This window comes from Hamadaea tsunoensis DSM 44101 (assembly GCF_000428945.1).
Taxonomy (GTDB): Bacteria; Actinomycetota; Actinomycetes; order Mycobacteriales; family Micromonosporaceae; genus Hamadaea; species Hamadaea tsunoensis.
The window spans coordinates 505,644-519,354 of record NZ_AUAX01000001.1; the positions used below are offsets into that span (position 1 = coordinate 505,644).

Below are 13,711 nucleotides of genomic sequence, written 5' to 3' on the forward strand. Positions count from 1 at the left end.
CAACTCACCTCGTAATGATCGCCGGGCGGTAGAGTCACTATTGCTGGAGGTGTCGTACATGTCCACGCAAATCGCTACTCCGCCTGTCCACAGCACGACGGCCACGGGCACAGCCCAGGTAACCACGACCCGGGCCGACGAGGTGCACCGGTCTCGTCAACAACCCCACGAACACCTGTGCACCTGCGGCCGCGTACGCGAGGAGTGCGTCCGCGAGCGCGTACGGGCACTCTGGTCGAGCTGATCTCCGGGGGAGGGTCGACGCCGGGATGCGTGGCCGCTATACGGTGCTGCCATGAGTGTCCCGGCCCGCGCCCCCCGGCGTAGCGACAACGTGCAGGCACGGGGCGGCCGGGCAACGTGGATGACCACCTGGCTCGGCCTCATCTGCCTGCTCATCGGGCTGGTCGACATCGCGAGCGCGATCGTCCCCCGGTTCCGCCATTCACGGCTGCGCGAGTTCGCCGACGTCCTGCCGGGCACGGTGTCCAGCGTGGCCACCGCGGCCGCGCTGGTCGTCGGCGTCCTGCTCGTCATGCTGGCCCACGGGCTGCGCCGGCGCAAGCAGCGCGCCTGGCGGGCGGCGGTCGCGCTGCTCACCCTCAGCGTCCTGCTCGACCTCGTCCGCTGGCACGCCCTCGGCACGGCCGTCATCTCGGTCGCCTTCCTGACCGCCCTCGCCGCCCAGCAGCACGAGTTCTACGCCCTGTCCGATCCGCGTACGCGCTGGCGGGCACTGTGGAACCTGCTGGGCATGGGCACGGTCAGCGTCGTGCTCGGGCTGCTCATCGTCAGCGCGCACCGGGACATCGTCGGCGATCCGTCGTTCTCGGAACGGCTGCGGCACGTGCTGCTCGGGCTGGTCGGCGTGACGGGGCCGGTCGCCTACTCGCAGCCGCACACCGGGGACATCGTCGCGTTCTCGCTCGGCGCGCTCGGAGTCACGACCGCGGCGACCACGGCCTACCTGTTCCTGCGGCCGGAGAAGCCGGTCACCACGCTCGACCCGGCCGACGAGGGCCGGCTGCGGCAGCTGCTCGCCGAGAACGGGGCCCGCGACTCGATCGGGTACTTCGCGCTGCGCCGCGACAAGAGCGTCATCTTCTCGCCGACCGGGAAGGCCGCGATCGCGTACCGGGTGGTGAACGGCGTGATGCTCGCGGGCGGCGACCCGATCGGCGATCCCGAGGCGTGGCCGGGCGCGATCGAGGCCTTCCTCGACACCGCGCGGCGGCACGCGTGGGTGCCGGCGGTGATGGGCTGCGGCGAGCAGGGCGGCACGGTGTGGACCCGGGTGAGCGGGCTCAACGCGCTGGAGATCGGCGACGAGGCGATCGTCGACGCCACCCGGTTCTCGCTGGCCGGCCGCCAGATGCGCAACGTACGCCAGATGGTCGCCCGCGTGACCCGGGCCGGGTACGCCTGCCGCGTACGGCGGGTCGCCGAACTCGACGACGCCGAACGCGACCAGTTGGTACGCCTCGCGATCCAGTGGCGGACGGCCGACGCCGAGCGCGGATTCTCGATGCAGCTCGGCCGCCTCGCCGACCCGGCCGACGACGCGGCGACCCTGGTGACGGCGCACGACGAGAGCGGTGAGCCGCGGGCGTTCCTCCACTTCGTCCCGTGGGGCGCCGACGGCATCTCGCTCGACATCATGCGCCGCGACCGCAGCGCCGACCCCGGCCTCAACGAGCTGATGGTGGTGGCCGCGATCGAGGCCGCGCCCCGGCTCGGCTACCGGTACGTGTCGCTCAACTTCGCGGCGTTCCGGGCGGCGCTCGCCCGCGGGGAACGGCTCGGGGCGGGTCCGGTGCTGAAGATGTGGCGCGGCATCCTGGTCCTCTCGTCGCGGTGGATTCAGATCGAGTCCCTCTACCGGTTCAACGCGAAGTTCCGCCCGGACTGGCAGCCGCGTTTCCTGCTCTTCCCGGCCACCCGTGACCTGCCCCGGATCGGCCTGGCGACGCTGCGGGTCGAGGGGCTGCTGAGCTTCGGCAAGCCGAAGCTGCGGCTGCCCCGGGTCAGCGGCCGTAGTGGGCGCGAAGCCGCCAGCCCAGCTCCGTCCGAAGCCCGTTCTCTGTGAACGCGATCGGGTGATCGGGGTCGATCCGGGTCGGCGTCGCCGGGTTCCCGTCATCGTCCACCGGCAGCCCGACAGCCTGCCGCTCGGCGTTCGGCACATCCTCGAATCGCCCGTGCCCCAAGGGAATCCGGTCGGGGTCGAGCGGATCGTGGTACGTGCCCGCCAGCGCCGTGCCGTTCATGAAGTCGTACTGGTGGGCCATCTCGTGGTAGAGCACGACGACCGGCGGCGTGTCGCCGAGGAACGTGCTGAACGTCGGGTTGTAGTCGATCGCACGCTGGGCACCGGCCGCCGCCGAGGTGTCCGGGTAGGCGGATCCGTTCTGCTCGGCGAATTCGCGGATCGTCAGCGTGTCCCGGCCGTGGATGCCCTGATCCAGCTCGGCCAGCATCCGCTGGCCGTCCGGCGAGACGCGCAGGAGATCCAGGTCGGCCTGGACGCGCTGCACGAACGCCGGTGACCCTTCGACCTGGATGTGCGTACCGGCGTGGGAGACCTCCACGGTGACGGAGCGCTCGACGGCGTCGGTGGCCACCCCGTCCGGCCGGTACGCCGTGTCCCGCCCGTCGCCACCGTCCACTGTGTCCTTGCGCGTGTCGGCGTAGAGGGTGTCGTCGCCGGCGCCGCCGGAGATCCGGTCGACTCCGGTCCCGCCGGTGACGGCGTCCGGGCCGGCGTCCCCGTCGACGACGTCGGAACCGGGCCCGCCGTCGAGGAAGTCGTGCCCCTCGCCGCCGCTGAGCTGGTCATCCCCGCCGAGACCCGCCACCGTGTCGTCACCGGCGCCCCCGTCGAGCAGATCCGCGCCGGTGCCGCCCGCGAGGTAGTCGGCGCCGGTGGAGCCGAGCAGCACGCCGCCGCCGCCGCCCTGCAGGACGTCGTCGCCGGAGCCGCCCAGCACCGTCACGCGTACGCGGGTCCCGGGCGCGACGGTCACCGTGTCGTCCCCGTCGCCGGTGCGCAGCACGATGTCGGAGTCCTTCGGGAACCGCCAGGTACCCAGGCCCGTGCTGACGACGTCCTCGCCGGTGAGCGGGTCGACGCGGACGGAGACCTCGTCGTCGCCGCGGCCGGTGCTGATCACGACCCGGTGGCCGTCGCGCAGCACCATGGTCCGCCCGGACTCGGCCGGCGTGGTGAACGTGTCGGCCCCCTCGGCCGCGTCCCGCCAGGCGCCCGCGATCCGGTTCCACTCCGGCACCGTGCCGAGCAGCACACCCGCCTGGTCGGACAGCTCGGTGGCGAGCGCGGTCCGGATGCGGGCCGCCTGCCGGACCGCGACCCGCATCAGCTCCACATCGGACTGTTCGCGGACCCGCAACCGGAGTTCGCCCTCGGCGTGCGCCCGGATGTCGAGCACGCCGGTGACCGCCGCGTAGTGCTCGGCGAGCAGCCCCCGCGTACGCGCGACGGCGGCGGCCGACGCCCGCAACGCGCCCGCGATCCGCCCCGCGAGCGCATCGCACGTACGCAGGTCCCGTTCGGCGCCGGTGCGATGGGCGGAGTAGCTCACGGCGGTCGGACCCTGCCAGCCCTTCGTGATCGTGGCGGCCCGGCGGCTCCAGGCGTCGACGCCCAGCTCCTTCGCGTCGGCCACGGCGGACCAGGCGGCGGCCGCGTCGGCGAAGCCGCCCGGGTCGGCCGGCAGCGACCAGTGGTCCGGGACGGGCAGCTCGACCGGTCTCATGCCGCACCCCTGACCTGGCCGGCGCGCAGCATCCAGCCGGCCGCCCGCCCGTCCGCCTCCTCATACGCGAAAGCGGTACGCCACAAGCGATCGGCGTCGCCCGCATACACCTCGGCGAGCCGGCGCAGGGCCGGGCCGGCCGCGGCCGCGACAGTCTCGGTGGCGGCGCGGAGATGGTCGACTCCCCCACCCGCGCCGGACGGCACCACGAGCCGGCCGGACGCGGCCCGCCACGATCCGCTCAGCGCGGTGGACAGGTCCAGCGTGGCCGACGCCAGCCGGCTGATCTCCTCGGGATCGGCACGCAGCTCCCGTGCCGGTGACGACAAGGCTTCCATGCGGCCGACCCTAGGCGGGCCGGCCGCACCCGGAAACGGCCTGTGGACAGCGCCGGGGAGATCGAAGGAGAGTCGCTGCGGTTAGAACGGCGGCGACGGGTCAGCCACGCGGCTCGAACACGTACGGCGTCGTCGTGGTCACCGGGATCAGGCCGATCCGCTCCAGGATCGGGCGGCTGTCCGCCGACGCGTCCACCTGCAGGAGGCTGAAGCCCCGCTCGGCGGCCCGCCGCGCCCGGTGCTCGACCAGCGCCTTGTAGATCCCCCGGCCGCGGTACTCCGCGAGGGTCGCGCCACCCCAGAGGCCGGCGAACTCGGTGCCCGGGACGTAGCGGGTCCAGGCCGCGCTGACGATCCGGCCGTCGGCCTCCGCCACCACGATCAGGATCTCCTCCGGGGTCGCCTCGATCTCCCCGGCCAGCATCTCCACCAGGTGGCCGCGGGTCCCCGCACCCCAGACCTCCTCCTCCATCCGCGCGATGCCCTCCAGGTCCGCGCGTTCGGTCGTCTCCCGCAGGCGTACGCCGGGAATGTCGCGCGGCGGCGCGGCGGCCAGCGGGGCGACGGGGCCGATGACGACGGTCTCCGGGTCTTCGGGCTGGAAACCGTGCGCGAGCAGGCGATCGGTGAGGTCCGCGGGCCGGTCGTGGCCGTGCGTCTTCCACTCGACCTGCTCGCCGCGCTCGGTGAAGATCCGCACCTGCCGGGCGATCAGCTCGTCCAGCTCGGCGCCCTCCAGCCCGCCGAGGTCACGGTAGGTGAGGTGGCCGCCGCGGCCGAAACCGGTCCAGCGCTGCAGCGGGCCGTCCTGCTCGATGGCCGCGCCCGGCGGCAGATTGGTCGGTACGTGGGTCCTGAGCTGGGCGTCGTAGATCTCACGGAGCCGGTCCGCGTTCGCGTCGAAAGTCACCCCGGGATAATAGGGAGGTGTTCGGCATGATCAGGATGTGGTTTTTCCCGCGCGAGGTGCGGGAGGTCGGCACCACCCCCGACTACCGGTTCTCCCTGGCCAACGAGCGCACCTTCCTCGCCTGGATCCGGACCGGCCTCGCGATCACGGGTGGCGGCCTCGCGGTGGCCCAGTTCGTGCCGCCGCTCGCGATCCCGCACCTGCGGGAGATCGTCGCTCTCGGCCTCATCCTGCTGGGTGCGGCCTGCTCCCTGCGCGCCGTCGACCACTGGGTCCGCTGCGAGATCGCCATGCGCCGCGGCCTGCCTCTGCCGGCGTCCCGCTTCCCGGCGATCCTGGCGCTGCTGGTCGGCATCGGCTCGATCGTCGTCTTCGTCGGCGTCCTGTGAGCGCGCCCGAGCCCTCCCCCGACGAGCCGCCGCTCGCACCCGGCGTCCAACCCGAGCGTACGCGGCTGGCGTGGCGGCGTACGGCGCTGACGATCTCGGCGGTGAGCCTGCTGCTGGCCCGCCAGGTGCTGCACGTCGACACGCTGACCCCGCTGCGCGCGGGTGCCCTGGTGGCGACCGTGGCGATCTGGGTCTTCAGCCTGATCGTGATCCAGCGCCGGATCGCGGTGATGGCCCAGGCCGAACCGCCCGCGATGCACAAGTCGGGCGTGTTGATCGCGGGCTGCGCCGCGGCGATGGCAGTGGTCGCCGCGATCCTCACCCTCGCCGACCTGCCCTGACACCGCTTACCCAAGATCCCGCTTGGATCAGGGAAAACTTGCGCTCTCCTGTCTGCATGTATGGGCGACCCGTCGCGGCTGGCAAGATCGTTCACGGCCGGAGTCCGCTGTTGGCGTCAGGATCAGCGCGTTGATCACAGTCGCCATATGGGTCTTTGTCGCGACCGTCCGATATGGCCGCCTCGGCGGCTCGCCGACTGGTGATCGAAAACGGCCGGGATGTCAATTCGCGCTTCCGCCCTAGATCGATTGCGGCACACATGCGGCCCTGGCCCGCTTTCCGCATCCAATGCGCTTTCGATCTTGGGCCTAAATGGATTTCCGCATCCCCACCGCAGTCGATCACGCGCGACCCCGCGCCGCCGGCCCGCAGTCCAGCCAGCGGAAGATCCTTCCCGCATCGCGGATCACCGAGATGAGGAAGAAGCCAAAAACCTCTGCCGACCACCACACCAACCTTGATCATGTCGCGCATATATGTCGCAGTAGATCACCTGACCATGATCGTGTAGCACATATATGTCACAGCGGCCGACTTTCTACATATACGACTTACATGATCAAGGCCCGGTGCACTTGTACCCAGTTCCCACCACCGGGGATCGTCGACGGCTGGGATGTGGCTCCGGGCCTGGTCCCTCGATCAACATCGACGAACCCCGACATGAATGTGATCTTCAAGGTTGAGAACTTGATCTTCAAACAACCGCCCTGGCGGAAACATGAAAAGTTCTCTACGCTCCCCGTGCTATGAGGCGGATCACACTCACCCTCCTGGTCCTGATCGCGGCGATCACCCTGCCCACGCCCGCTCAGGCCCATGACGAACGTCCTACCCGGACACTCGACGGCACCGGTACGCGGCCGGCGTACCGGACGGACGGGCCGACCCTGCTCGTCTGCAAGTCCGACAAGACCGACTTCGATCAGCGGATCGCCACCTTCGCGCCGGATCTCAAGGCCGCGAACGAGCAGCTGTGGGCGGACTGCCAGAAGTCCGGCTTCCGTGACCTCCAGGCCGCCGTCGACTCCGTGACGCTGCCGGGGACCAACATCAAGATGCTCCCCGGGGTGTACCAGGAGCTGCCGAGTCTCGCCGCACCGACCGCGCGGTGCGCGAACCTGGTCGGCATCGGCAAGTCCGTCCTCTACAAGTACGACGTCCTGTCCCTGCAGCAGCAGATCGACTGCCCGCACAACCAGAACCTCGTCGCGATCATCAACAAGAAGAACCTGCAGATCGAGGGTACGGGTGCCGCGCCGGGCGATGTCGTGCTGGACGGGCAGTACCAGAAGCTCAACGTCTTGCGGGCGGACAACGCCGACGGCGTCTACCTGCGCAATTTCACCACCCAGCGCAGCCAGTTCAACGCGGTCTACATCATGGAGACCGACGGCTTCGTGATCGAGAACGCCGTGGGCCGGTGGAACGACGAGTACGGCTTCCTGACCTTCGACGTCGACCACGGGCTCTACACGCACGCCGAGGGTTACGGCAACGGCGACTCGGCGTTCTACCCGGGCGCGGCCGCGAACATCAACAAGGACGCCGGCTACGACGTGCCCCGGTACGCGGTCGAGATCCGCGACAGCTACGGCCACGACAACATGCTCGGCTACTCGGGTACCGCCGGGGACTCGGTGTGGGTGCACGACAGCGTGTTCACGAACAACTCGACCGGCATCTCGACGGACTCGGCCTTCCCCAACCACCCCGGCATGCCGCAGAACCACTCCAAGTTCGAGCGGAACGTGATCGCGAACAACAACCACGACTTCTACAAGTACTTCGGCGACGGAACCTGCCACCGGCCGTACGCCGACCGCGGGTACGAGACCGGCGTCGTCTGCCCGGTGGTGGGCGTACCGGTGGGCAACGGGGTCATCAACCCGGGCGGGAACTACAACATCTGGCGCGACAACTACATCTACGGCAACCGGTATTCGGGCTTCGTGACGAGTTGGGTGCCGGGCTTCGTCCGCGACGACACCGCGTTCGCGGCCCAGTTCGACACCTCGAACCACAACCGCTACCTGAACAACCACATGGGGATCAGCGAGAAAGGCGTCCCGAGTCCGAACGGGACGGACTACTGGTGGGACGGCCAGGGCGTCGACAACTGCTGGACGACCGCTCCCGACAGCGTCGACGTGTCGTCGAACATCGGCGTACTGCCGGAATGCGGTTCCGACGAACGGCCGACGGCGCTGGGGATGAAGCGCTACATCGGCGAGCCGGGCGCCACCCTCAAGATGTACGCCTGCGCGCAGTACAGCCTGCAGGGCGATCACATGCCGGTCGACTGCGACTGGTGGGGCGCGTACGCGGCTTCGGGAACGGGACGCATCGAGGTCGAGTGGGCGCTCGGCGAGGCCGTCGTGCTGTTCCTGCTCCTCGGCGCCACCTTCGTACGCCGTCTGCGCCGCTCCCCGCTGGCCACCTTCGGCTGGGTGTGCGCGGCGGCCGGGTTGGCGGTCGGCGTACTCGGAACATGGCGGACCGACGCGCGACTGGACGGCATCGGCCTCGGCGTCGCGGGGCTCGGGATGCTGGCCCTGGGGCTGGCGCTGCGCCGGGTCGGGCGCGGGCGGCTCGGTGTGCTGACGATCGTCGTGGCGGCGTTCGCGCTGATGGGCGCGATCGACCACGCGGTGCTGCCCATCCCGTTCATCCCGGTCTCGCCGGGATTGGTGCGGGTGCTGCTGGAGGTGGCGTGGGTCCCCACGGCGATCGTGTCCCTCATGCTGCGCGACAAGCAGGCAGCGCCCGCCGAGCCGGACCCCGAACTCGCCCCCGCGTAACCCACCCTTGATCCCGTTCGGATCAGGGATGGCCACGTAATCTTGGCCCAAGATTCGGGTGATTTCCCTGATCCAAACGGGATCAAGGGTGGCCGCACACCCCGCTGACATCGGCGTGTCAGCGGCTTGTCAGCGCTCGTCAGCGTCCGGTCAGGGCGGGCGCGCACCGTAGTCCGCATGACGAACGCGATTGTTGCCGAAGGGCTGGTCAAGCGCTACGGCTCGACCGTCGCCCTGGACGGGGTGGACCTGGCCGTCCGCACCGGCTCGGTGCTCGGCGTCCTCGGCCCGAACGGGGCCGGCAAGACGACGGCCGTACGCATCCTGGCCACCCTCCTGCGCCCCGACGCCGGGCGCGCCACCGTGCACGGTCTGGACGTGGTGAAGGACGCTCACCGGGTCCGGTCGCTGGTCGGGCTCACCGGCCAGTACGCCAGCGTCGACGAGACGCTGACCGGCACCGAGAACCTGCTGATGATCGGCCGGCTGATCGGGATGAGCCGCAAGGACGCCCGGGCCCGGGCCGCGCGGCTGCTGGCCGATTTCAGCCTGAGCGACGCGGCCGAGCGGGCCGCGAAGACGTACTCGGGCGGCATGCGGCGCCGCCTCGACCTGGCCGCCAGCCTGGTCGGCCGGCCGCGACTGCTCTACCTGGACGAGCCCACGACCGGCCTGGACCCCCGCGCCCGGATCGAGATGTGGGAGATCGTGCGTACGCTCGTCGCCGACGGGGTCACGGTGCTGCTCACGACGCAGTATCTCGACGAGGCCGATCAGCTGGCCGACGAGATCGTCGTGATCGACCACGGCAAGGTCATCGCGGGCGGGACCCCGGCCGAGCTCAAGTCCCGCACCGGCGCCCAGACCCTCGCGGTACGCCCCGTCGACCCTCGCGACCTGCCGATCGTGCTGAGCGTCGTCGGCGAGGTGACCCGGTCCACGCCGGAGGTCGACGACAACGTGGTCATCGCCCAGGTGACCGAGGCCGCGGCCCTGCCGGCCGTCGTACGCCGCCTCGACGACGCCGAGGTCGAGGTGGCCGAGCTGACCCTGCGTACGTCCACGATGGACGAAGTGTTCCTGTCTCTCACCGGCCACCGTGCCGAACTCACCCCGGAGGTGGCCGCACCATGAGCGCCGTAGCCCTGCCCGCCCGGCCCGGTGCCGTGGCCGGCGTGAAGAACACCCTCACGCTGGCCTGGCGCAGCCTGGTCTCGGTCAAGCACAACCCGATGGAACTGCTCGACCTGAGCATCCAGCCGATCATGTTCCTGCTGCTGTTCACCTACACCCTCGGCGGCGCGATCTCCGGGTCGACGAGCGCGTACCTGTCGTTCGCCCTGCCGGGCATCCTGGTGCAGAACACCATCTTCGCCACGATGAACATCGGCATCCTGCTCAACACCGACCTGACCAAGGGCGTCTTCGACCGGCTCCGGTCGCTGCCGATCGCCCGGTGGGCGCCGCTCGCGGGGCGGATCGCCGCCGACACCGTCAAGCAGGCGTGGTCGGTCGCGCTGCTGCTGGGCGTCGGGATGCTGCTGGGGTTCCGCGTACAGACGAGCTTCTGGGGTGTCCTCGGCACCTTCGGCCTGATGATCGTCTTCTGCCTCGCGATCGCGTGGGTGGCCGTGCTCGTCGGCGTCATCGCCTCCGAGCCGGACAAGGTGCAGATCTTCATGTTCGCGGTGGTCTTCCCGCTGACCTTCACCAGCAACATCTTCGCGCCCACCGAGTCGATGCCGCACTGGCTCCAGCACTGGGTGAAGATCAACCCGGTCACCATCGTGGCCGACGCGGTCCGCGGCATGCTCAACGGCGGCCCGGTCGCGACCCCGGTGATCCAGTCGCTCTTGTGGGCGGCGGGCTTCCTGGTGGTCTTCGCGCCGCTCGCCGTCTGGCGCTTCCGCCGCCGGGTCTAAATCAAGATCTGGTTCAAGAGCCTTTTGTCCCGGGTCCGTCGATCTCACCTCCGCTCCTCGCGCGGGAGACCGCTCCAGCCCCGTCACTTCGTGACGGGGCTTCCACTGCCGGCACAGTGGGGCGACGCATCGTTCGCCGCGGATCGGTTCAGGCGATCGTCGCGACTAGTTCGCGGATTTCCTTGGCCTGCCACCGGCGACCTGATTCGTACGCTTCGGCATACCGTTCGGTGCCCAAGGCAGCCAGCGCCGCCGCTTCGACGCGGGGACGGTCCGGGACGGAGTGGTCGATGGCTCCGGTGATGTTCTCGGCAGCGCCGAGCAGCTGGGCGGCCGTGGTCGCGTCGCCCTTCGCGAGGGCGTAGTCGGCCCAGCCGATGAGGGCCAGGCCGACGACGGGGTGGTCGCCGACGGCGAGCCCGTCTTCCAGGGCACTGGTGTGCAGGACGCGGGCCCGGTCGAGGTCGCCCTGGACCGTCAGCAGCATGGCGAGCGCGCTGGACATCATCGCCCGGAACTGCGGCGCGCCGAGCAGGTCCCGCAGTTCGACCAGGATGCGCTCCAGCTCGCGGCGGGCGAAGTCGAGATCGCCGTCCAACCGCGCCATGTTGGCCCGCCCGTACGCGACGAAGGTCAGCGTGTGCGGCAGGTTGATCTCGGTGGCCGTCCGGCCGGCGTCGTCGATCATCGCCCGGGCCTCGTCGCGGCGGCCCTGGTGCCACATCGCCCAGGCGAGGTTCATCCGTTGCTGGACGGCGTCCTCGGTGACCTCCAGCTCCTCGGCGAGGGCGACGGCGTCGCGGGCGTACGCGGCACCGGCGGCGAAGTCGCCCTCCTGCCCGGCCACCGCCGCGAGGGCGTCGAGGACCAGGATGATGCCCCAGCGGTCGCCGACGGCACGGAAGCGTACGAGGGCGTTCTCGAAGTCGGCGCGCATCATCTCGCGGTCGCCGCCCATGTTCATGGCCGCGTGTCCGTGAAACGCGTGGGCGGTCGCGGCCAGCCACGGATCGGGGTCGTCGAAGTAGGTTTCGAGCAGGTCCAGCGGCTCCGGCTCGCCCTTGATGCCGGACTCCATCAGGGCCCGCATCGGCTCGGCCATCCGCAGCATCGGATGCCGGTGCTCCTCGCCCCGGGCCAGCTCGACGGCCTCGGTGAGGACGGCGAACGAGCGGTCCATGTCTTCCATCGCGTCGATGTCGCTGACCGACGCGAACACCTTCGCCATGGCCAGGAGGTGGTTCGGCATCTCGCCCGGCAGGGCCAGCGCGGCTTCGATCACCGCGCCGCCCTCGCGCCGGAAACCGCGCAGCCACCAGTACCAGCCGACGCCGATGATGAGCCGCAGCGCCTGCACCTTCCAGCCCCGCGCGATCGTCCAGCGGATCGCCGACTGGATGTTCTCGTGGTCGTCCGCGAGGCGCCGCATCCAGACCAGCTGGTCGCGGCCGCGCAGGTGCGGCTCGGCCGTCTCGGTCAGCTCGATGAAGTGCTCGACCCAGGCCCGGCGCGCCTCGTCGCCCCCGCCGGACTCGGCCAGCTTCTCCAGGCCGTATTCGCGGATGGTTTCGAGCATGCGCCAGCGCGGGCCGTCCGGGCGCAGCAGGGACTTGTCGACCAGCGCGGCGGTCAGCTCGACGGCGTCCGGGCCGAGCAGGCTCTCGGCCAGGTCGAGGCCGATGGTCGCGGTCGGGACGGCCAGCCGCGACCAGGCCCGCCGCTCGTCCGCGTCGAGCAGGTCCCAGCTCCAGTCGATCACCGCGCGCAGCGTCTGGTGGCGCGGCAGCGCGGTCCGCGAACCGCCGCGCAGCAGCCGGAACTTGTCGTCCAGCCGCTCCGCAAGCTGGGCGGCCGGCATCGTCCGCAGCCGCGCGGCGGCCAGCTCGATCGCCAGCGGCATGCCGTCCAGCGCACGGCAGATGCGTACGGCGGCCTCGTCGACCTCGAAGTCGGGCCGCACGGCCTCGGCCCGCTCCCGCAACAGCTGCACGACCGGGAACGTCAGCGCCGTCGCCACGTCCGCGTCCGCGGGCGGCAGGCCGAGCGGCTCCACCGGCCACAGCGCCTCGCCCGTGATTCCCACCGGCTCCCGGCTCGTGGCCAGGACGCGTACGCGCGGACAAGCGCTCAGGAGCAGATCCGCCACGTACGCGGCCGCGTCGATCAGGTGCTCGCAGTTGTCCAGGACGATCAGGGCCACATGCGGTGCCAGTGCGCCGACCAGCCGCTGCTCCACGTCGCCGGCGTCGAACAGCAGGGACTGGTTGCGTACCTTGGATTCGAGCGCGCCCACGGCCGCGGCCACGGCCGGCGCGACATCCTCCGGCTTCGTCACCGGGGCCAGCTCGACCAGCCAGACCCCGTCCGGGAAGGACTCCGCCAGCCCGCGCGCGGACTCGACCGCCAGGCGCGTCTTGCCCGATCCGCCCGGGCCGGTCAGCGTCACGAGCCGGGACCCGCGGACCATCTCGCGTACGCGGCGCAGGTCGTCGTCGCGGCCGAGGAACGAGGTCCGGGCCGCCGGCAGGTTCGTCCGCGCCGGAGCCGCCGTGCCCCGCAGGATCGCGAGGTGCAGCTGCTGCAGGTCGGCGGACGGGTCGGTGCCGAGCTCGTCGGCGAGCCGGGTCCGGTGCTCGGAGTACAGGGCCAGCGCCTCGGCGGAGCGGCCCTGCGCGGTCAGCGCCCGCATCTGGAGCTCGACCGGCCGTTCGCGCAGCGGCTGACCGGCCGCGAGCCCGCGCAGCGCCGCGAGGTCCGCGGTCCCGGCGGCGACCTCTTCGGCCAGCACGGCCTCGGCGGCCTCCTGGCGCAGCGCCTCCCACCGCGCCACCGGTACGCGCGCGAAGTCCTCGGCGGCCACCTCGGGCAACGGCTCACCGCGCCAGAGCCGCAGCGCCGCTCCGGCCTGCCCGTCCTTGATCAGATTCTCGAACCGGTACGCGTCCACAGCCGACCGGGCCACGCTCAGCCGGTAGCCGCCAGGGGCGGCCTCGACCGGCACTCCGGCCCGGCGAAGCCTGCTGACCAGCGCCTGGAGTGCGTTGGCCGCGTTGGCCGGGACCTGCTCGCCCCACACGGAGTCGACGAGCGTCGTGGTGCCGACGGCCCGGCCGGGATCGAGCGCGAGGCGGATCAGCAGCCGCCGCAGCCGGGCGCCGCCGAGGTCCAGGGGCGTGCCGTCGTCGGCGCGCACCTCCACGGGCCCCAGCAGCAGAATGTCCACGCGCCCATTCTGC

Annotated in this window: 11 protein-coding genes; 7 read left to right on the plus strand and 4 right to left on the minus strand. The window is 71.1% G+C overall.

The window, feature by feature from the left end:
* The first annotated feature begins 58 nt into the window (after positions 1-58).
* Positions 59-244, plus strand: coding sequence for a hypothetical protein (locus G401_RS55545; protein ID WP_157545217.1), 186 nt, complete (start codon positions 59-61; stop codon positions 242-244).
* 51 nt (positions 245-295) lie between these two features.
* The gene (locus tag G401_RS0102275) at positions 296-2,086 is read left to right on the plus strand and encodes a phosphatidylglycerol lysyltransferase domain-containing protein (protein WP_034590417.1); all 1,791 of its coding nucleotides are present in this window, start codon (positions 296-298) and stop codon (positions 2,084-2,086) included.
* Here the strand turns inward: G401_RS0102275 and G401_RS0102280 are convergent.
* The 3 genes from G401_RS0102280 to G401_RS0102290 all read right to left on the minus strand — a co-directional run bounded on the left by G401_RS0102280 (position 2,025) and on the right by G401_RS0102290 (position 5,021).
* Positions 2,025-3,773, minus strand: a complete 1,749-nt coding sequence (locus tag G401_RS0102280) for a M91 family zinc metallopeptidase (RefSeq protein ID WP_027341230.1) — start codon at positions 3,771-3,773, stop codon at positions 2,025-2,027. The two genes, G401_RS0102275 and G401_RS0102280, sit on opposite strands and share 62 nt — an antisense overlap.
* Positions 3,770-4,111, minus strand: coding sequence for a hypothetical protein (locus G401_RS0102285; RefSeq protein ID WP_157545220.1), 342 nt, complete (start codon positions 4,109-4,111; stop codon positions 3,770-3,772). The genes G401_RS0102280 and G401_RS0102285 overlap by 4 nt, the downstream gene beginning before the upstream one ends.
* Before the next feature lie 100 nt (positions 4,112-4,211).
* Complete coding sequence (locus tag G401_RS0102290; protein ID WP_034590418.1) at positions 4,212-5,021, minus strand: GNAT family N-acetyltransferase; 810 nt, start codon at positions 5,019-5,021, stop codon at positions 4,212-4,214.
* A 17-nt stretch (positions 5,022-5,038) separates the two neighbouring features.
* Between G401_RS0102290 and G401_RS0102295 the strand changes: the two genes are divergently transcribed.
* From G401_RS0102295 to G401_RS0102320, 5 genes are all read left to right on the plus strand, one after another.
* Positions 5,039-5,410 (plus strand): YidH family protein, encoded by a 372-nt coding sequence (locus G401_RS0102295; protein WP_027341233.1) that lies wholly within the window; start codon positions 5,039-5,041, stop codon positions 5,408-5,410.
* Positions 5,407-5,751, plus strand: a complete 345-nt coding sequence (locus G401_RS0102300) for a DUF202 domain-containing protein (protein WP_027341234.1) — start codon at positions 5,407-5,409, stop codon at positions 5,749-5,751. The genes G401_RS0102295 and G401_RS0102300 overlap by 4 nt, the downstream gene beginning before the upstream one ends.
* Positions 5,752-6,501: 750 nt before the next feature.
* Complete coding sequence (locus G401_RS0102310; RefSeq protein WP_027341235.1) at positions 6,502-8,553, plus strand: hypothetical protein; 2,052 nt, start codon at positions 6,502-6,504, stop codon at positions 8,551-8,553.
* A gap of 177 nt (positions 8,554-8,730) precedes the next feature.
* The gene (locus G401_RS42890; protein ID WP_034590419.1) at positions 8,731-9,687 is read left to right on the plus strand and encodes a daunorubicin resistance protein DrrA family ABC transporter ATP-binding protein; all 957 of its coding nucleotides are present in this window, start codon (positions 8,731-8,733) and stop codon (positions 9,685-9,687) included.
* Positions 9,684-10,475 carry an ABC transporter permease gene (locus G401_RS0102320; protein WP_027341236.1) on the plus strand — a complete coding sequence of 264 codons (792 nt, stop codon included), beginning with the start codon at positions 9,684-9,686 and terminating at the stop codon, positions 10,473-10,475. The genes G401_RS42890 and G401_RS0102320 overlap by 4 nt, the downstream gene beginning before the upstream one ends.
* A gap of 148 nt (positions 10,476-10,623) precedes the next feature.
* Here the strand turns inward: G401_RS0102320 and G401_RS0102325 are convergent, their stop codons facing one another.
* A complete protein-coding gene (locus G401_RS0102325) occupies positions 10,624-13,698 on the minus strand; it encodes an ATP-binding protein (protein ID WP_027341237.1) in 3,075 nt (1,024 codons plus the stop codon).
* Positions 13,699-13,711 lie beyond the last annotated feature (13 nt).

What these genes read in the sequence shown, in the direction of transcription:
- G401_RS0102310 (WP_027341235.1), top strand. Translation starts at nt 6,502, where the DNA reads ATGAGGCGGATCACACTCACCCTCCTGGTCCTGATCGCGGCGATCACC.
- G401_RS0102285 (WP_157545220.1), bottom strand. Translation starts at nt 4,111, where the DNA reads ATGGAAGCCTTGTCGTCACCGGCACGGGAGCTGCGTGCCGATCCCGAG.
- G401_RS0102280 (WP_027341230.1), bottom strand. Translation starts at nt 3,773, where the DNA reads ATGAGACCGGTCGAGCTGCCCGTCCCGGACCACTGGTCGCTGCCGGCC.
- G401_RS0102320 (WP_027341236.1), top strand. Translation starts at nt 9,684, where the DNA reads ATGAGCGCCGTAGCCCTGCCCGCCCGGCCCGGTGCCGTGGCCGGCGTG.
- G401_RS42890 (WP_034590419.1), top strand. Translation starts at nt 8,731, where the DNA reads ATGACGAACGCGATTGTTGCCGAAGGGCTGGTCAAGCGCTACGGCTCG.
- G401_RS0102275 (WP_034590417.1), top strand. Translation starts at nt 296, where the DNA reads ATGAGTGTCCCGGCCCGCGCCCCCCGGCGTAGCGACAACGTGCAGGCA.
- G401_RS55545 (WP_157545217.1), top strand. Translation starts at nt 59, where the DNA reads ATGTCCACGCAAATCGCTACTCCGCCTGTCCACAGCACGACGGCCACG.